This is a genomic window from Candidatus Erwinia haradaeae (assembly GCF_900698985.1).
Lineage (GTDB): Bacteria > Pseudomonadota > Gammaproteobacteria > Enterobacterales > Enterobacteriaceae > Erwinia_E > Erwinia_E haradaeae_B.
The window spans coordinates 967,275-988,919 of sequence record NZ_LR217730.1; the positions used below are offsets into that span (position 1 = coordinate 967,275).

Here is a 21,645-nt window from a genome sequence, read left to right on the forward strand (position 1 = left end):
TATTTCTTTTATAAGATTATAATATGACAAACAATGTAATGTCTTTTTAGTCGGCCTTACTGGTTCAGGAAAAAGTATTATTGAACGTCATTTATCTCAATTATTATAAAGGAATTTTTTGATTTAGACTATAAAATTGAACGCGCACATGAAGTAAATATAAATTAGATGTTAAATATTGAGGGAGAGACTGAATTTTGTGCTCGCGAAGAAAAGATTATCACTAAACAAACTCATAAAAACAAGGCATTGTATTAGTAGCAGACAACGACTACATACAATCACAAACCATATGTATTTATCTTCTCTACTCGCAGCATAACAATATACTTTAAAATAGTCACCTTAAGGTAACTTAAGGAATACATTTTTTGTAACAAAAATATTGATTTCTTCTTAACTATAAATCATGCTAAAATAGCTACATAGGTACATAGGTACATAGGTATTATCTAATAAACAAAATCTGCTGTATAGAAAAATTTCTGACGTAACAATATATACTAACAAACAAAACCCTAGACTGATTGTACAGCAGATTGTTCAGATTATAGAAATAAATATATTAACCTAATTATTTCACGAAGTTGTTAATTTCATAAAAAATATATTTCACAAAAAAAGTATATAAATATTCCTATATATACTATACACAAAAAATCTTCGTCAACCATTAACACTTCATGTGATTAGATAAAAACATAACATTAAACTAAAAATTAATATCTTAAGCTCATAAATAATATAAAAAAATAAGTAATAAAAGCTAAATATTATAAGGTGTTCTGAATATTCTGACTAGTCATTTTTAGAAAATTATAAGTTAAATATCATCTTTACTAGATAATTATAAAATCTGTTGGCTATATCATTAAAAATCAGAAAAACATAAAATTTAAATACAAAATGCACGATAATATACTTAATACTACCCCGTAACGTCACTATTTATTTTAAATTTCTAAAAAAACTACCACCAAATAAATAAACAATAATAATCAACTGGTTTTTATAGAATATATATTCTATATCAAATAATTAATTGTTTTGATATATCTAATCTTTATTAGTATCATATGTTTTTTAATCTTGATTATGAAAGATTGAATATACAGACTTATTTTTATCATATTTTTCTGCATATGCATATTTTGAAAGACTAATTTGATAATTGAATTATTATACGTTTATAATAATTATAAGTATGCAATAATATATTGCACTATAATGATTCAACTTAAAACAAGTAAACTTACATTAATATATTACAAACAATTAAAATTCATATCAAGATCTCTACTACAAGACTAAAATTAATAAAATATAACCTTACATGCATGATATTGTTTGTATTATAATTTTATAATTTCATTCTTATGATATTCACAAATAAAATATAAAATCCATATCAACCCTGGATAAAATAATAATATTTGCATCCAAAGAACTAAAACCTACAGATCATAAAATTTTACATTATATATATAATATTTTTTGCTTTCACACAAAAGCAAGTTTTTATTAAATAATAATAAGACTATTCTCTCCTCATCAGTTAATAACCTATTATTATAATCTATCATTATTAGATAGATCATAAAGATACGTCTTACCAGTAAACACGAGATTCTAATAATTATTAATATTGATATTGATCATTACCATAAGATCTTCATATAATGCAATATTATCATAATATTATGATAATATTATGATAATATTATGATAATAATAAAAGGACTGTAGCAGCAAAATCAAGGAGACTTTTGCATGAAAAAATGTTTAATTGCTCCATCAATTCTTTCTGCAGATTGTGCTCGACTAGGAGAGGACATCTCAAAAGCACTAGATGCGGGGGGAGATTTAGTGCATTTTGATGTGATGGATAATCATTATGTTCCTAATCTCACCATGGGGCCGATGGTTGTTAAATCACTCCGTAATTATGGAATAACTGCACCCATTGATGTTCACTTAATGGTGGAACCTGTTGACTGTATCATCCCATATTTTGCAGAAGCAGGTGCCAATTATATTACCTTTCATCCAGAAGCATCTAAACATATTGATCGTACATTACAACTAATTAAAGCAAACGGTTGTTGTTCCGGTTTAGCATTAAACCCTGCTACACCTCTCAGTATTCTTGATTATGTTATGCACAAACTAGACACAATCGTGATTATGTCTGTTAACCCAGGCTTTAGTGGTCAATTATTTATTCCAAGCACTCTACATAAAATACATCAGGTTCGACAGCTTATTAATAAAAGTGGTTATGATATCTGCTTAGCAGTTGATGGAGGAATAACAATCAGTAATTTTTCTAAAATTGCCGCCGAAGGCGCCGATATGTTTGTGGTAGGTTCTGCTGTTTTTAATCAGATCGATTATAAAAAGGCTATTGATAGTATGCGATACATAATAGAAAATCCCATGCTTTCGTCATATTACTAACACCATACACTAACCATTAACTTTTGAAAGATCTTATACTCATCTAAAGATCGCTGATTAGCAATCTCAGTCTTTCTATATTTCTAATGGTATCTTATAATTTTTTTATTTTATAAAAAATAAACAATTTAGTCTATAAGAACAGAAATCATTGAGCTATACTATTTAAAAAAATATAAATTTTTTAAAATATTCTATAAAAATAAAAATAATATCAAATCACTTAGAACTATCTAATAATCTTATAGAGCTTAATAAGCTCAATGGAGATTTAGTAAATTATTAAATAAATTTCATAAGATCGTATACATTTTCATTAAAAAATATTTAGTTATCAATAAATTTTAACGAATTTAAGTTAAAAAATATAATTACTTATAGTGTAATTGATACCACGAAAGTATAATGCCTTTATTTAAATTTTTATAATAGGAAAATTCTTATTATTTTCAATCTTCATAAAGTGCATGTTCGTTAGTTTTATTTTATAATGTTGAAACTGCAATTCGAAAGACCTCTTTCTCCTTTTTTCCTTTCTAATAGAATTTTTAATCCTATCTAATCTTCTGTAATCCTTTACAAACAATGCTCAATCTACTGAAAATTATTCCATGTGAAAAATAAATTTACATGTAATATATTTATACTAGTTATACGTTCTATAATTAGTATTATACTATATAATACAATGCTATAATATTATATTATACACTATATCTATAATTTATTTCATGATATACAATACTGTTGCGTAAAGATTATTTATCTGTTTTCTTTATTATTATACTTTTCTATAAAATTTTTATTGTATTTCATGTTTATTCTGGAATCATATGTTGAAAACTCTCTGAATTATTTATATTTTATATTGAATGTCAATACATCTAATTATTACTTGAGATTTTATTGTATAAAGTGAATACTTATAGTAATATGTATTTTTTAATCATAATGATTATATCATATCCATTGGATCCGAATAATAATAAATAAACCCTAAATCTCGACAAATTTTACTACCATCAATTATCTTCCCGGGCTCTCTACTATCATTCAAATAAAAATTTGGCGGCGGTAAACCCAACTTTTTAGCCGCCTGAGAGTAAAACCTGTTACGCGCCGGATGCTGTGGAGCGCTCAAATTATACAAGCTCCCTCCAGAAGAATTACCTAATAATAGAATTATAGCTGTAATTACATCATCAAGATGAACTAAGTTAACACCATGATGTCCATTTTTTAACACATTTTTGCCAACTAAAAAAGAACCTGGATGACGTTTTGGACCTACTAGTCCAGCTAATCTTAAAATATCTACTGATACCATTTTTAAACAGGATAACCAGTTTTCCACCTCTAATAAAATACGTGCAGTAAAACTATGCGGTTTAACTGTTGTATTCTCATTAATGCTAAAAAAGCTCGCTTCATATACAGAAATTGAACTAGTAAAAATTATTCGAGTAATGGAAAAAGTTGAAGCAATATTTACTAAATTTTGTATAGCTAAAAGGTAGTCACTACTCTGCGTGTTATTAGTAAATTTTCGAGTTAAAGGCAATGTAATAACCATAGCGTCTACATTTAGTAGACTTTTTAAATCCTGCTTATGACAAATTAGTTTTGGTGTAAGTTTTAAAAAATAACTATCAATTCCACACATTCGAACGGCTTCTACTCCATTCTTAGTAGTCTTGCTGCCACTAACCTGCCAACTTTTCGCTCTCAAAGACAGACCTAATGGAAAGCCTAACCACCCTAACCCAATAATCACAACACGTTTCATCTATTAGCTCCATGCTAACTAATATACTTATTGGTCGTAGAAGGTCTACGATAAACATAAATTGCATCCAAAACAAGGTTTTTAACACATAGGCCATAAAATTTTTATATTACTTATCTCTAAAGTAATGAAAAATTTTTATTTATTATTTTGTTATCTATACATGTTTTTTTCTATTAGAGAATCCTAGGATGATGCGAGAATATTTAAATGATATTAAAAATATATATAAATGATCTATACTTAATAAGAAAATTGTCATATTTCTTTAAAGTAACTTCTTTAAAAAAAATTCATTCCACTCAATTAAACAACAAAGTTAATTGATAAGGACTATTATCTCTAATAATAGTAGATATAAAGAATCATTTGATATATCACCCTTAATTCCGTTCTATTCTGGCTGTAAGTGCCCTCTTGAGATAGCTATTATTATAATCTTCAACTACCCAAAAACCTAAAAATATTTATTAATATAAAATAAATTTTTTAAATACAATATATAGATATATAGAATTATTCTATAGTGCGTTTTATTTACCAAAGCGTTACGGATCATTCTAAAATAGTTCTCTCTATTCTGTGAAATTGTTTGAGAATAAAAAAATAAACTAGATTAAATAAAATTATATATGTAAGATATATAAAAATATTATAAAAACTTGAAATCTCAAAACTTTATTATTTTTATAATTTCTAAACACGTAAACATATAAACATAATATAGTTCTTAATATATTAAATAATATTGTATAAAATAAAATTAATTCTTTTATCAATATAATTATAATTTTTAATAGTCAACACGACTCTAAAAAAATCGTAGATGAATTTTTACTATTAAATACAAAATTAATATTATATAGTGTTATATATTTTATATTAACGAAGGACGTGGATCAAATTAGAACTTTTAACTTTCTCTTTAACTTTGGCTAAATAAAATAGAAAATTTTACATAACTAGTGAAGATTTTATAACTTTTAATTGCAATCCATTTGATACTGATATACAAGATACTAATAATCTATGTTTTTTACTTTTAGGCATTATATATCACAAAGAATACTTCTAGATTTTTCCCTAATATGTTAATTAAATGGCAAAACTCTGATGCTACATTTATTTTCTAGTCTTGATTGTTATACTACATGTTTTTTAATACTAGCGTTATTTTTTGTTTTATTTTATGAAACTATCAATGGTTTTCACGATACAGCTAATGCCATAGCCACCGTTATCTATACTCGCGCATTACGATCACAATTAGCCGTAGTGATGTCTGGAGTATTTAATTTCGTAGGTGTGTTATTAGGCGGTTTAAGTGTAGCTTATGCGATTGTCCATCTACTACCAGCTGATCTACTACAAAATGTTAGATCCGCGCATGGATTAATTATGCTTAGCTCTATGTTGATTGCCTCTATTATCTGGAACTTAGGTACTTGGTATTATGGGTTACCAGCTTCTAGTTCACACACGCTTATTGGAGGTATTATTGGCGTTAGTGTTACTAATGCCTATCTAACAGGGCATTCACTCTTAGAAGCATTAAATATTCCAAAAATGCTCAATATTCTAACATCATTGATCATTTCACCAATTTTAGGTTTTATACTGGCTGGCAGTCTGATTATTATTCTACGTAGATATTGGGGTGGAAATAAAAAAAGAAAACGCATTCACATGACACCCAATGAGAGAGAAAAGTTCGATGGCAAAAAAAAACCACCATTTTGGACTAGAATTGCCTTAATTCTCTCAGCAATAGGCGTTAGTTACTCACATGGCGCTAATGATGGTCAAAAAGGTATTGGTCTCATTATGTTAATTTTAATTGGTATTGCACCTGCTGGTTTTGCAATCAATATGAATGCTAACGATTATGACATCTTTCGCACTCGTGATGCCGTGATTCACCTCCAACAATATTATCAAAAACTTACTCCTGATTGCTCACAAAAAATAATCCGAGTGTTACCTACTATACCTAATATAAAAGCTCCAAACCACTATATAGATTCAATTAAACATTCTATTTTATCAGATACATTACTATCATGCAAAGAAGCACGCAAGTTATTAAATAATCTGGTGAGTTATGATACACTTAGCGTAGAAGAAAAAATACAGTTAAGAAGCTTATTGATATCTATTACTAATACTATAGATCAGATCTCTTGCTTATCAAGTACGACAAATTCAGATATTCTGTTTTTAAAAAAATTAAAAATAGATTTACTTAATACCGTCGAATATGCCCCATTATGGATTATAATAGCAATTGCCTGTGCGTTATCTTTAGGCACTATGGCAGGCTGGCGTCGTATAGCAACAACTATTGGTGAAAGAGTCGGAAAACAGGGGATGACATATGCTCAAGGCATGTCAGCACAGATTACAGCGGCAGTATCTATTGGGGTAGCTAGTTATACGGGAATCCCAGTATCAACCACACACATCCTTTCTTCATCTGTAGCAGGTACTATGCTAGCAAGTGGAAATGGTATTCAAGGTCGTACAGTTAAAAATATTCTAATAGCTTGGATACTTACACTTCCTGTCTCAATTATATTATCTAGTATCCTATTTTTTATAGCAACCAAATTTATCTGAAAAATACAATACATTTATAAATTAGTCTAATTATGACTTTTATTAAAGAAATTTATTAGTATATAATGATATGGACAATCTCAATATAGATAAATAGCCGCTAATTAAATATTATTTTATAAATAAAAAAATTTTTTTATTTCGGTAATTATTTTTATATTAAGCATTATAGTGTTATATTTTTTATTTTATTACATTATCTCATTAATAATATGATTCTTAATCATATTACTAGAACACTGTAAAGAATTTTAAATTTCTTAAATTCTATTGCGACTTTAGTAATCGTACTACAGAAATCCAAACATCTTTCTGTTAAATATCTAAATCTTAATAAAGCTATATACTAAAAATATAAATATATATATCTTATCAAGGTCTGGTAATACATATAGAATAGCTATAAAAAGAAACATATTCTATCATGTCATTACTGTGTAATGATCTTTGATATAAGAATATTTCAACATAAATACTATATACATAAAAAGACTAATAATAGAATCGATTTCTATTTTTTTAAGTTATTTGTTAGTTTATAGAAAATTATAACTCAATGAAAATATATATTATATGTTTTCTAAACCATAACTTATAATATCAATTATTATTGACACGACCAATAATCCATGCAAGAAAAATAGGAAATTATATGATAACTATATTAAAATTAGAAAAACACCTGATAGTTTAAAACTAAAAATATTGTAATCACAAATTATAATATATATCACGATAAAAAGTTAATGAAGTATTACCATTCTTAATCTATTCTATAATAAAATATTATAATGTAAGTGATATCTTACATTAAAAAATGAAAGCAACTGTGTTATAGATACTATATTCACTGTTAACACTTACCAATTTTAGAGATCTTGGTTAGATTCAGTATATTAGATTCAGTATATATTTTATTTTAAAATAAATAAAAAAATAACAACTTAATACTCTATGAACTGCTAAACTTTCCATGAAATTATTATAGGATTAAGATAAAATTACAATATCATCAAAGTTATAAATATTTTTATAATATTCTGAATAGATTTTATGAAAAACCACCAGAAACATTAAGACAAAAAAACTTAAAATAAACTACCTTATAGTGGCTCTTTATATTCACTAATTAACCTTAGAGAGATTTTATAACAACCATTCTATACATTTATGGATATCATTAATCTAAAACTAAAATATAAAATCATCTATAATATTGTTATATTTATCTAAACCATTACATAATGTAATTAGCTTCAGGTCTGATATTTTTTTAAAAGTATATTATTAATATACTTACTATCATATATAAAAAATTTATATATAATTCTATGTATCTCATAGTTTATGTTTATGCCTATTCAATATAAAATTATCTTAGTCTGTTCACTTATAACGCGCATAATATAAACAATATTGTTAACTATTGTTAATAGTAAATTAATACAATAATTAAGTATATCAAATATTGAAGTACCGCACTAGATTCATCTTTTTCCTCTAAGCCCATAAATATCCATGAGATGATATCACTAGGAAACCTATCGTGATCAAAACATTAGCAACCGTAGCATCATGTCAGAATAATATCCTGACGCTACATATTCAAAAAAATATAATGTGCAAAAACTGCTCTCTTTATTTAAACTTATTAGAACCTATCTTAAGATCTAATAATACGGGGAATATATATAAAATTAAAATTTTTGATACACAAGAGTTTCTTCAAAACCAACAAGTTGAGCTATCTATAAATAAAAATATAATTCTTATTATAGCATTCTTTATATACATAACACCATTACTTGGATTATTTACTACAGGTGGAATCTTTCAGATGATTTTCTGCAACGACAAAGTGACAGTACCAGCTGCATTATTAGGTGGTATAATAAGTATGTTAATCATTAAAAAAATTTCAAAAATACTCACACGATTAGAATTATTTCAACTAAAAATTCTTAAATAAAACATTAATGTCTATAATGTAATTATTTTTATATACAGTTCTATTATACTATCATTATGAATAATGTTACTACTAACAGTCTTTACTATTTTAGAACAAGTAGATATTGTACTTTTATGTAGTAATGAAATAAAATTTACTGGTTATATCTTGTGTAATTATAAAATTTAAATTAAAAAATATATCGATTAAAAAATATCATAAAAATTAGTCATAAATTTTTCACATATAAAATGTAATATGTAATATAATAAAATTATATTATATTTATATGATCTTTATCATGTGCTGATTAAAAATACACTCTAATCTAGGAAAATTATCTTAAATACCATAATATATAGATATGTTAAAAAATATCTATTAAAAAATTTTTCTATATATTTTTCTGTACTCCAAGGCATTATCAGAGCACGCCAGTAAAGTAAAAAAATTTAATGCTTTCTAGCTACTCTAAGTCCTATATATATTACAATATTTATGTTCTCTGCTTTAAATAAATATCATATTAATATTGAACAATAATAAAATATTTACGCTGCAGTATGTAAATAAAATTGCCTTCAGTCATAATTATAATGACAGGATGCGTGTACTATATCATCTTTAATACTATTAAATAATCGATTGCTTCAGAATGCATAATTGATTCTTATTGATTAAATAAGAAAAAAATAAGATAGTATTGATTACTAGTTAAAGGTTTGATGAATTTTATATATGTCAATATATCAAAATACCAAAAATTTTTGAATAAATCGTATTCACCTTTAATTTATATGGATATCTATAATTATAGCTAACTACCCTATACTATAACTCTTACCATAATAAAAAATTAAATGATATGTATAGTATTAATAATCTATCCACAAAATTAAGAAAAAATTACCTTTCTATCGCTTACATAATCAAACTATATGAGTTTTACATAAAATTTTATGATATTATTAATATTATTTTGTTTTAAAAAAATTAATAATAATGAGTATATCTTTCCATAACTCTAAATCAAAGATTTATATTCAATCAAAGCATGACATTATTACAAGTTATAACGTATTTTTAGAAAACTATTCCTAGCATAATCAATAAAATTATATGTAAAATGCAATAATCAAATTGTCATTACACGATCTATGGTACAAATAAACAACAGCTTAACAGTATTTTTTTAAAAAAATTTATTAATTTTATCATAATGTAAATATATTTAAGATGCATTAGTATTGCAGTGCATATCAAAATTAAAATAATTAACTTATACTTAAGATTATCATATATCATATAGATGGCATTAGAATAATCAGTTAAGAAATTCTTATCTGTATAGAGCTATCCTTAGATTAAAAATCACCTCCGTAAGATTGCTGTTATTACATTTATATTGCTATATTCATATTAATTAATATTATTATACATATTCTGATATTTTAACTATCCGAGCTAAAAGCTCATAAATACTATTTTATCTATAAAACTACTTAAACAAAAAAAACTTATGGAGTTTCAATGTTAAAAGAAGTGTGTCATCTAGCCCGTGAGGCTGGAAATGCTATTATGCAAGTATACAATGGAGAGGCCCCTTTTAATATTAGACAAAAAGAAAACCATTCCCCAATAACAACTGCGGATGTTAAGGCACATCACATCATCACCTCAGGACTTAAAAAGATAACCCCTGCAATACCAATTTTATCAGAAGAAGAAGTGATATGCTGGGAAATTAGAAAAAACTGGCAAAAATACTGGTTAGTTGATCCATTAGACGGCACAAAAGAATTTATTAAACGTAACGGTGAGTTTACAGTCAATATTGCCCTAATAAATAAAGGAGAACCGATCCTTGGTGTGGTATATGCGCCAGTATTTGCTATACTTTATTCCGCAACAGAAGGTACAGCTTGGAAAGAGAATCAAACAAACCGAACACAAATTCAAGTCAAACCCCTAAAACCCCCGGTGGTAGTAGTTAGTCGTTCACACTCAAAAGATGATAAAATGTCTAATTACCTTAATACTCTAGGTGATCATCATATAGTAAAAATTGGGTCTTCATTAAAATTTTGTATGGTTGCAGAAGGAAAGGCGCAATTTTATTTACGATCAGGGCCTACAAATATTTGGGATACAGGTGCAGGACACGCAATAGCTGTAGCTGCTGGTGCTGAAATCAATGATTGGCAAGGCGGAGCTATTAACTATCTCCCAAAAACCTCATTCCTTAACCCAGGATTTCTTGTATCTTCTTCGAAGTAAAACTGAGATTCTATTTTTTAAAATTAACTATGAGAACATTTTTAGAAAACAAATAAAGTTACTGAATCTCTTTAAACAAAATAAAATTAAGTGTAGAAAAGTTACCCTATCTTTTAAACAGTATCGTCAGTAAATCATCTTAAAACTTTACTTACTTTAAGCAATAGATTATATTCCATGTAAAATTTTAGCACCTTTAATCTAAATATTATAGCTAACTTATATTAATTTTATATAAATTATCTTTTACACCTAAAACTCGTACATCCATATATTAAATATATTTTTACACTTTTTATTTTTATCATGAAGAGTTTAATATAATTATTTATCATGTCCAACTTTCTAAAATAGAACGCTATAAATTATCAACTAATTGTATAGCATATCCCAAATAATTTGATGGTGTAATTTTCTGAAGGCGTTCTTTAGCCTGCTTTGGTAGCGCTAGATTATCAATAAATATCTTAATATCTTCAGAAGACACCAACTTTCCACGACTAAACTCCTTCAATATTTCATAAGAGTCTACAATACCATATCTACGCATTATTACCTGAATTGGCTCTGCTAAGATTTCCCAGTGATCATTTAGTTCATTAAGCAGCGAAGTATGATTTATTTCTAGTTTGACAATCCCACTAAAAATAGCTTGATAAGCAGTTATGGAGTATCCTAAGCACACGCCTAAATTACGAAGAACAGTTGAATCGGTTAGGTCACGCTGCCAACGAGAAATTGGTAATTTATTTGCAAGGTGCTGCATGATAATGTTGGCTAATCCAAGATTACCTTCAGAATTTTCAAAGTTTATTGGATTAACCTTATGCGGCATGGTAGATGAACCAATTTCTCCAGAAACTGTTTTTTGTTTAAAATGATTTAATGCAATATAACCCCATAAATCACGATTAAAATCGATTAAAATCGTATTAAATCGCATCATGCAATGCAGCATCTCTGCAATAAAATCATGCGGCTCAATCTGTGTCGTATATGGATTCCATGTAACACCTAATGAAATGACAAACTCCTGACTGAATTGATGCCAGTCCACTTCTGGATAAGCGATCTTGTGTGCATTATAATTACCAACAGCGCCATTTATTTTACCTAGAATCTTTAAATTATTAAACTGTTCCAATTGCCGTTGCAATCTGTACGCTATATTACCCATTTCTTTACCTAATGTCGTAGGTGTCGCTGGCTGTCCATGAGTACGCGAAAGAAGAGGAACATCTCGATATTTCTTAGCAAGGCCCCTGATTACAGTAATCATATGCTGCCAATATGGAATAATAATTTTTTGACGCGAATGCTCTAACATAAGCGCGTACGATAAATTATTGATATCCTCTGAAGTACAAGCAAAATGAATAAATCGGGATGCAGCATGCAGAGTCGGCACAGTAGACATCTTTTCTTTCAAAAAATACTCTACTGACTTAACATCATGATGCGTAGTTTTTTCGATAGTCTTGATACATAATGCATCCTTTTCACTGAAATTTATAACAAGCGAATCAAGAAACTTATTATCAATCTCAGAAAATTTAGGGATCTCTTGAATCTCGGAGCAAGTAGATAGCTTTTGTAACCAACGTATTTCAACTTGAAGACGAAACTTTAATAAGCCATATTCGCTAAAAACAGACCGCAGTAATATAAGTTTTTCGCCATATCGACCATCTATAGGTGATATAGCAGTTAACGAGGACAATTCCATTATAACTTCTCTAGGGTTAAGGTGATAACATTTTTATACTTAATTACTTGAAAGACCTTTTAATATCAGCTGAGCTTCATTCATTAAACGGTTACGAAAAAAAATCAGTTGCCAACGAGATCCGCCAACCTGTTTCCATAATACTGCGGAACGAATACCAGATAATAGCATCGCGCGCACTTTATTCTGTATGTGAATATTTTTTAGTATCTCCGCAGAACCACTAACTTGAATGCGTGCGCCAAGTGGACTAATAATATCTATATAAATTTCTGCAATTAAGCTTAAAAACTTCTCAGATTCCATAGCATAGTAATCTAATTGTCTATTTAGGTCTCCGATACGATTAGTTAAATCTCCTAAAGCCAACTGATTTTTATTAAGTTTACGCTCCAATCCTATTAAACTCATAGTGTAATGGGTAACTTCCACGACTAAACCTTGAGAACTTCTGCTGTTTAAAAGACCAAGAAGCGTCTCTAAACCACATTTGATATTAGACTTTTGATTTCCAAATACAGATAGTATGGAAGGTGGCTGAAGATTTAATAAACTACTTAAAGAGATCTTAAAAATATCTACAGGGCACTTTCCATAGTGAGACAATTGTTGCACTAAATATGCTGATTGACAAATACCTGCTAATGCCAAAATGATATCATGATAATTCTTTGCCACAGAGACCCCTTTCTTGTACAGTTAGGTATGAGACATCGGTATACGCTGATCAATAATACCACCGCCAAGACACATATCATCAAGATAAAAAACTCCGGACTGCCCTGGTGTCACTGCTGCTACTGGATAGTTAAACACTACTTTAACAGAATGTCCACTCAATGGAATTAGTGTGCAAGGTATATCTTTCTGCCGATAACGTGTTTTTACGGTACAACTTATAGGATCTACTGGAATATGACGATCTATCCAGTGTAGCTGATTGGCTATAAAGCCTCTTGAAAGTAACCGAACATTATTTGAGCCTTGCGCAACAACAAGCATATTGTTAGAAATATCTTTATCAACCACATACCAAGGAAGATCATTGCTATCTTTTCGGCCACCAATACCTAAACCTTTACGTTGACCTATAGTATAGTAACATGCACCTTGATGCCAGCCTACTGTTTCACCATGTACAGATAGAGTCAATCCAGGCTTTTCAGGCAGAAAACCGGACAAAAATTTCATAAAATTATACTTTCCAATAAAACAAATGCCAGTAGAGTCTTTTTTATTGGCAGTAACAAGTCCTAACTGTGTAGCAATGTCCCGCACAAAAGGTTTAGATAACACTCCGAGAGGAAATAAACTCTGTGAAATCTGTTGACGCCCGAGAGTATAAAGAAAATAACTTTGATCCTTATTAAGATCCAAGCCACGCAATAAACAGGTTTTTGTATAATCTTCTTGACGACGCACATAATGACCAGTAGCAATATAATCTGCCCCTAACTCTTCTATAGAAAATTCTAAAAAAACTTTAAACTTAATCTCTTTATTGCAAAGAATGTCTGGATTTGGAGTACGACCTCTTTTGTATTCTTCTAAACAATATGAAAAAACATTATCCCAATATTCTGCCGAAAAATTAATAGTATGTAGAACAATACCAAGTTGATCGCACACAATTTCTGCATCAGATAAATCTTTTGCTACACTACAGTGATCTGTAGAGCCCTCTGTCTCTTCCCAGTTACACATAAATAAACCTTCAACATGGTAGCCTTCCTTTTTAAGTAAAAAAGCCGCCACAGAAGAATCTACTCCACCAGACATTCCAATAATGACTTTTTTTTTACTATTTGACATGACTATTACCTAATGAAAGTATTTTGTTAGAAAAGTTGCACAATGCTAATTGCATAGAAATCACTTTAATACCTATCATTGTTCGTTTTTCATAAAGATAGAATCTTACAAAAAAATATTTGTTCAGATAAAATCTCATAATAAGAACGTATCATAATGTATAATTGTATCCTCTCACTCTGAGGAATATCTGGAAGATATCTGTGAAATACTATATATATTTTATATATAAAAATCACTAATATTATTTGAAGTTCTCTATTTGATCAATATATAATAATTCTACTACTTAGTACAAAGTATATAAAATTCCCAAAAGTGCATATTTAAAAGCTTTTCTATACGAACGATATTATATTATTTTGTCATAAAAAACACATATACTAATGAATCTAATTATCATCGAATGTACAAAATTTAGGACCTAAATCCTATTATACTCTAAACTCAAGTTAGTATTGCATCACTGAGTATCTATTCTACTAACTTAATAAGTCTCTCGCTAAGTTAACAATTTGTTATAATTCCATATTAATATCTATTATACCACAAAGCTGCTTAATAGAAAAACTATAGATATGCACATATAATTTTTAAGTTTTAGAAAAAAATATACAGACTGACTCATAATTGATAAATACTCTAACAACAAGGTGTGAACCTACATGATAAAAATCAATCTAGATAATCACTCACGCAGTCTGGTATTTATCTTATTTAAGCGAACTCTGATTAACAAATTATAGTGATACTAACACTTACTAATATTTGTCAAATAATTATGAACTATACTTATCTCACTGCTTGCTGATAATTAACTAAAGTCTGAACCTAGAATACTATTTCCTATGATTACTAGATAAAATTTTATAAATAACTTGTAGATAAAATTATTAATGTAGTATATTATATATATAATTTAAAAAAGGATTTTTTTAATAAGTTTTTTATTATAAAATTTAATAATTTTTTCTGTGATTATTAGTATAAATTGTTAATTTTGAATATAATTATTTCTTATTCTACAATAATAAAAATTTATTAATAGATTTAGAATTTAAAAAATTTTTATTCAAATTGATAATGGTGTTTATTGTAAAACAATTAATATGTTATTTTCAAAATAGAAAAAAATTATTTATAATATAAAATCAATAAAAATATTTTGTCAAATAACTATATATTTATATTAATTTTTTTATAATGTATTCTATATTTATATTTAATCATTTTGTTTAAAAATAAAAATATCATTTATATGATATAAATTTTATTTTACATATTTCAATGAGTTGTTTATATAAAATATAAAATTTAGATTAATTTTTTTTATTTTTTATAGCTAGATTTATTGAAATCATAAATTTATGCTTAATAAGCAAATATTATAATATATATATATTTATCTGTTAAGTATTTTAGATTTATTTTCAAATATATTGGCACATATATAATTTAATTATATTCATAATTGTAGTAATTATTACTAATATAAAATATGCTCTTAATCTTTTTTGTTCTCCCAAGGAGCTTCTATTTATTTTTAGATTTTTCTGAAATCATTTTATAATCATCTATAAATGAAAAAAATTCATAAATGTCATTATTAAATAATAATTTTTCAAAAATAACCTTTTATAATTTAATTTTTAGCAAAAATATATCGTATTTTTTTATTATATATGTAATAAATTTTTATTTTTATACTAGATTATTAAAATAATCTAGTATACATGATTCACTAAGTAAAATTCTCATTATCTATAAATGGATGTCATTTAAAAATATTCATGGACCATTTATACTAAAACTAAACTATTAGAAAAACCACCTCTAACGTGTCATTAATACTCTCTCTATTGTATCTACAATAACCTGAGTATTAAGATCAAATTCAATATTTACCTTACAACCAATATTTTTTTGACCCAATGTGGTACGCAATAAGGTCTCTGGAACAAGATGTACACAAAATTCTTTTTGTGTAACCTCCCCAACAGTTAAACTAATACCATCAATAGTGATAAATCCTTTATAAAAAATATACTTTTTTTTCTCAAAAAAATCTATAGTCAGCCACATTGTATAATTGCTTTTTTTATTATAGATTCGCGTAATTATTGCAGTCGACATAATGTGACCAGATACAAAATGACCTCCAATTTCATCGCTAAATTTAGCCGCGCGCTCTATGTTAACTGTATCCCCTACATTAAGCACACCTAAATTCGTCTTCAATAGAGTTTCTGTCACTAAATCAAAACTAACATGATCACCTGTTATCTTTGTAACTGTCAAACAGCAACCATTGTTTGCAACTGAATAACCTATCTGAAGCCCTTCTAAAAAAGGACTTGGCATTTTAAAAATATAAGTCCGTATATTTTTTTCTTCTTGAATACAATACAACTCCGCTATGCCTTGCACAATGCCGGTGAACATAACAAACCTCAAAAATAATTAATTTTTATTAGTACGCTTATTTTCACTTTAAAAATTTAACTTTAATACAGAAAATATTCTGTATTTTTAAGGCGAATAGCCTCAGAAATTTTGACCACACTAAATGTCTCTGCGGTATATCTAAATTAATATCAACCCTGATTCTGCACTGAAATTATAGTTCATTGAATATTTTATCAATGATCTATTTTAAAAGCATATTATGCTCAAACAGAATAGACATACAACCCTATTCAAAATCTTATAACTTTGCTATCTCTTACTAAAAAGTAATATGCATCCTGGTGTATACTTGATACATTTTTTAAGTCTTACGATCTGCATGAAAGATATCGAATATCCACCTCTATATTAAATCTTCACAACTATACGAACTAGTATTTTATATGATGTCGCGTTACGATCTATGACCTTATAGGACGATTTTGTTATTATAAAATAATAGAGGAATAAAAAATACTATTATAGATAAAATGTCTTACTTGCAAAAAAATATAATAATATTATATACTATATATGCGAAGTGAATCATTAATATTACACTAATCATCATAAATATCTCTTATAGAATTTATAAAATTAATGAAGGCTTTTGAATATAATTACTACATTTTAAGAAATAATTTCATCTAAAGTCTAAAATATTACGAGATAATACTAGGTAACTAAATAAGACTAAATGATAATGAACACTAAGGTTATCATCAAAAAATAATGAGCTCATAAAATATGTTTTTTTAATCTTTAAATTATAATAAAAGAATATTTCTGTTGAGAAATAATTCTTTATAGAACCGACAAACATTACATATCATATAAATTTTAATTTTATATAACAGTATTAAAAATATTCGTTTTATATCTAATCACATCAAAACACTTTAATTAGTTTTGTAACTTATAAGTGATATATCGAGTTAATATATCCAATTAAGTAATATTTAAACAAATATACATCTAATAAGACTAACTGCTGGCGCTCCTCCTAAAATTTCTATTTAACATTTCAAGACTTTCTAACAAAATAAACTACGTAAATGTTTTATAAAGCATATGTTTTACAAAAAAAAATCTACTATAATATAGTAAGTATCATATACAGAATTGGTCATAATATAGAACTAAAATATTAACGATATATTCATTATTTTTATATAAATTTCTGTTTTTATATGTATAATTAGATTAATTAATCATTCTGAGGCTAAGTACTAAAAAATATTTTGTTTCCATAAGATTACCAAAAACTATTAACTAGACATAAAAATAAACGATGATTGGTTTCGGTGTGTGCTAAAATTTTTTGCTATTGAATATTCAATTAATTTATAAAATTTTCTATAATTTTAGTACAATTCATAATATTCAACAATTAAGATCAAAACTAAAACTTTTCTTGTAAAGATCTTAGTATTCATCAAAAAATGCATAGTGTATAATACAAATTACTATGAATATTTTATAAATTCTTAATTATAATTCACTGTCTCATAATCATTTCATAATAATTATGAACTACTTATATATTATATACTCATTATAAAATCATTCTCCAATAAACTTATAAATTGTTTTAATCTTTACTATACTACAGATGACATAAAACACAGATGATCTAATGTTAAGAACTATATTAAAATTTGCTAATTAGTATAATCTTTTTAATCACTGCGTCTCTCTAGCAGAATTTTATGCTTATAATTGTATCAATTTTTACTTTTATTTAAATTTATTAAAATAAATTTACTAATACTCTGCTTACCATTATTAAAAAAAATATTACTACTAAATTATATGTATAAAGAACCAATTCTCTAATGAGACTATGCAATCACATTAATAATAATAATATAAATCAACTAATTATGGTATAATTTATATTAAAAATAATCGTAAAAATTATCATATATAATTATAGAATACATTAACTTTATTTTATATTGCACGAAATAATCTCATTAAAATATCTTAGATTACAATAACTATTTAGTATAACATACTAGTAAGAAATATCTAATATTCAAATAAATTTCATTTGTATATATGAAATATCTGTATTAAAATCATAAAAAGATGAAAATCAAAATATATATGCTTACACAACAACTCATATAGTAGTAACATCCAATAATATATTCATACTTAAGTTTATAAGTGCAAACTATAAAACCTATAAAACATTAAAGATAGAAAATGATATTAAGATCATATTAATATAGATAGAACATAAACATCTAATCATTTTTATCTTAGGAAATTTACTACAAAATTATAGACTGCAGTGAAGCCTTTATTTCTAGTCCTATGTCTTATAATAAAAAAACAAGGTAACTTACTAACTACTAGACGAACCTCTAATAAACTTGTTATATCTTCCTAAGATCGTGTCTTTATACGCAAATAATAATAAAGAGCTATATGTAAATGAAAACTCAAAAAAATTTATTTATTTATTATATCAATACTTGTATTGCAATACAGAACAAGCCTAATATTTAAAATAGTTTGATAATAATATCTTCTATATATAGAAAAAATGTTAGACACAACTCCACATTAAGAATACAAAATTCCAGAGAAAAGATATTATAAATCATATAATAATAAAATTCATGTTATCATTAAAGATATGTATAAAAAATTGGTTATATGTTAAGACATAGATAAAGAATAATATTCTGAAATTTTATCTATATCTAACCTAAAGTAATTAATATTCGAGTAAATGCGCAGATTATTATATATTAAAAGATATATGCATTTTAAAGAAAAATGATAACTCCAGGAATACTATTCATTGTTTCCGCCCCTAGTGGAGCAGGCAAATCTAGCCTGATTAAGGCGCTGTGTAAGACACAGGCACTATGTAATATACAAATATCTGTTTCACATACTACACGTAAAAAGCGACCTGGAGAAAGCCATGGTGAGCATTATTATTTCGTTAATTCTAAACAGTTCCATAACATGATTCATCAAAAAGAATTTCTAGAATACGCTAAAGTATTTGGAAATTATTATGGTACTTCACGTCAAGCCATTATCAACAGATTACAACAAGGTATTAATATATTTCTTGACATAGATTGGCAAGGTGCTAAAAAAATTCGACGCATTATGCCAACCTCACGTAGTATTTTTATTTTACCACCATCAAAAGATGAGCTAAAACGTCGTTTGTATAAACGTGACCAAGATAGTACAACTGTGATCAAGCAACGTATGTCTCAAGTGATCGCTGAAATAAAACATTATACAGAATACCACTACCTAATAATTAATGAAAATTTTGATCGCGCACTTATAGATTTGCAAGCTATTATACATTCTGAACGTTTAAGCGTTCAACACCAAGAAATACATCATTCTTCGTTAATTCGTAAATTATTGGAGAGATAACAAAACATACGCACACCTAGTTACTATATAAACTTAATAGCAAAATCTAATCATTTATAGATTTTTTATATTACTATTAGAGGAGTTAGACATTCATGGCACGAGTAACTGTTCAAAACGCAGTAAAAAATATTGGAAATCGCTTTGATCTAGTGCTAATAGCGGCACGGCGGGCACGTCAAATCCAAATAAGTGGTAAAAATCCTTTAGTTCCTATAAAAAATGATAAATCTACTGTTATTGCTCTTCGGGAAATTGAGAATGGCTTGATCACTAATCAAACTCTTGATATTTTTTGATCGTTTAAAACTGGAAAAATTAAGACGATACTGAGTTAAAAAAAGATAAAAACTCTCACAAAAGATCTGTAATAGCCAAATTTAAAAAAATATTACAATGAAGCCTGATCTAAGATATACTCTACATACTATATATTAATTCACCATATCTATATGTTAGTAACATTATATATAAGGAGACACAAGCAATAACAATTATTATCACTCATGTACTATCTTGGTAATAGAAAAATTAAGTGATAAAAATAATGTTTTACCTTTAATTTTTTACTCTAAATGACTATACCATGATCACTGATAGAATATAATAATCACTCTTCTTAAACTTCACTTGATACAAAAAGTTCTACTTTATAATAGTATTGTGTACTATACATGGAGTTAGCATCAACATTAAGTATATTAACTGTTAAGGAATGCAAGCCTTACTAAAGATAAATAATATATTATGTAATAATATTAATGCATAATAGTTATATTGTACTTTTATGCGTTATTTATATTCTCCAATTCTATCCGCAACTGAAATACAGTGTAAGACTTGGTTTTTGGCACATTATAGCATCCTCTATAGTATTATATTAGAATGCTATTCTGGTGAACAATAAAGAAATAAACAACACAACAAAGTGTGCTGACTAATTGATGATAAAAGTACATCGTATCAAAAATAATTTAATATTTTGCGTTTATTCATACGAATAGATTACAGTCATTCCCTAAATTTTTTATTAATAATAATAGAGATGTAGACTAAACACCAGTATATCAAATAAAGGAATAATTCATGAATATCAACATCAAAAAAAAACAAGACGTTTGATCTTTTGATCTAATAAACAATATCAGAAATTTATTC

The 21,645-nt window shown here is 26.7% G+C and carries 10 protein-coding genes and 1 pseudogene; 6 read left to right on the forward strand and 5 right to left on the reverse strand.

The genetic code is table 11. The annotated features are described in order from the left end of the window. Positions 1-1,770 precede the first annotated feature (1,770 nt). A complete protein-coding gene (gene rpe / locus ERCIPSPA2889_RS03045) occupies positions 1,771-2,457 on the forward strand; it encodes a ribulose-phosphate 3-epimerase (RefSeq protein ID WP_157989357.1) in 687 nt (228 codons plus the stop codon). A 955-nt stretch (positions 2,458-3,412) separates the two neighbouring features. Here rpe and ERCIPSPA2889_RS03050 read toward each other — a convergent pair. Further along, positions 3,413-4,243 carry a Rossmann-fold NAD(P)-binding domain-containing protein gene (locus ERCIPSPA2889_RS03050; RefSeq protein ID WP_157989358.1) on the reverse strand — a complete coding sequence of 277 codons (831 nt, stop codon included), beginning with the start codon at positions 4,241-4,243 and terminating at the stop codon, positions 3,413-3,415. Between the two features lie 1,113 nt (positions 4,244-5,356). Here ERCIPSPA2889_RS03050 and pitA point away from each other — a divergent pair. From pitA to cysQ, 3 genes are all read left to right on the forward strand, one after another. Further along, complete coding sequence (gene pitA / locus ERCIPSPA2889_RS03055; RefSeq protein WP_157989359.1) at positions 5,357-6,859, forward strand: inorganic phosphate transporter PitA; 1,503 nt, start codon at positions 5,357-5,359, stop codon at positions 6,857-6,859. A gap of 1,546 nt (positions 6,860-8,405) precedes the next feature. After that, positions 8,406-8,828, forward strand: coding sequence for a SoxR reducing system RseC family protein (locus ERCIPSPA2889_RS03060; protein ID WP_157989360.1), 423 nt, complete (start codon positions 8,406-8,408; stop codon positions 8,826-8,828). Positions 8,829-10,340: 1,512 nt separating this feature from the next. Then, entirely contained in the window at positions 10,341-11,087 is a 747-nt protein-coding gene (cysQ, locus tag ERCIPSPA2889_RS03065) for a 3'(2'),5'-bisphosphate nucleotidase CysQ (protein ID WP_157989361.1), read from the forward strand. A gap of 358 nt (positions 11,088-11,445) precedes the next feature. On the opposite strand, the gene purB is transcribed toward cysQ, so the two are convergent. From purB to ERCIPSPA2889_RS03085, 4 genes are all read right to left on the reverse strand, one after another. Continuing rightward, complete coding sequence (gene purB, locus ERCIPSPA2889_RS03070) at positions 11,446-12,813, reverse strand: adenylosuccinate lyase (RefSeq protein WP_157989362.1); 1,368 nt, start codon at positions 12,811-12,813, stop codon at positions 11,446-11,448. 39 nt (positions 12,814-12,852) lie between these two features. After that, entirely contained in the window at positions 12,853-13,491 is a 639-nt protein-coding gene (hflD, locus tag ERCIPSPA2889_RS03075) for a high frequency lysogenization protein HflD (RefSeq protein ID WP_157989363.1), read from the reverse strand. Between the two features lie 21 nt (positions 13,492-13,512). Then, the gene (gene mnmA, locus ERCIPSPA2889_RS03080; protein WP_157989364.1) at positions 13,513-14,625 is read right to left on the reverse strand and encodes a tRNA 2-thiouridine(34) synthase MnmA; all 1,113 of its coding nucleotides are present in this window, start codon (positions 14,623-14,625) and stop codon (positions 13,513-13,515) included. A gap of 1,833 nt (positions 14,626-16,458) precedes the next feature. Beyond that, positions 16,459-17,067, reverse strand: coding sequence for a riboflavin synthase subunit alpha (locus ERCIPSPA2889_RS03085; protein ID WP_157989365.1), 609 nt, complete (start codon positions 17,065-17,067; stop codon positions 16,459-16,461). Between the two features lie 2,796 nt (positions 17,068-19,863). On the opposite strand from ERCIPSPA2889_RS03085, the gene gmk reads away from it, so the two are divergent. After that, positions 19,864-20,487 carry a guanylate kinase gene (gene gmk, locus ERCIPSPA2889_RS03090; RefSeq protein WP_157989446.1) on the forward strand — a complete coding sequence of 208 codons (624 nt, stop codon included), beginning with the start codon at positions 19,864-19,866 and terminating at the stop codon, positions 20,485-20,487. A 95-nt stretch (positions 20,488-20,582) separates the two neighbouring features. Continuing rightward, positions 20,583-20,780 (forward strand): annotated as a pseudogene (gene rpoZ / locus ERCIPSPA2889_RS03095) (DNA-directed RNA polymerase subunit omega); the annotation flags it as partial. Positions 20,781-21,645: the final 865 nt, after the last annotated feature.

Bases quoted from the DNA above. Each gene is read 5' to 3' on its own strand.
- rpe (WP_157989357.1), top strand. From the start codon at position 1,771: ATGAAAAAATGTTTAATTGCTCCATCAATTCTTTCTGCAGATTGTGCT.
- ERCIPSPA2889_RS03050 (WP_157989358.1), bottom strand. From the start codon at position 4,243: ATGAAACGTGTTGTGATTATTGGGTTAGGGTGGTTAGGCTTTCCATTA.
- pitA (WP_157989359.1), top strand. From the start codon at position 5,357: ATGCTACATTTATTTTCTAGTCTTGATTGTTATACTACATGTTTTTTA.
- cysQ (WP_157989361.1), top strand. From the start codon at position 10,341: ATGTTAAAAGAAGTGTGTCATCTAGCCCGTGAGGCTGGAAATGCTATT.
- purB (WP_157989362.1), bottom strand. From the start codon at position 12,813: ATGGAATTGTCCTCGTTAACTGCTATATCACCTATAGATGGTCGATAT.
- mnmA (WP_157989364.1), bottom strand. From the start codon at position 14,625: ATGTCAAATAGTAAAAAAAAAGTCATTATTGGAATGTCTGGTGGAGTA.
- ERCIPSPA2889_RS03085 (WP_157989365.1), bottom strand. From the start codon at position 17,067: ATGTTCACCGGCATTGTGCAAGGCATAGCGGAGTTGTATTGTATTCAA.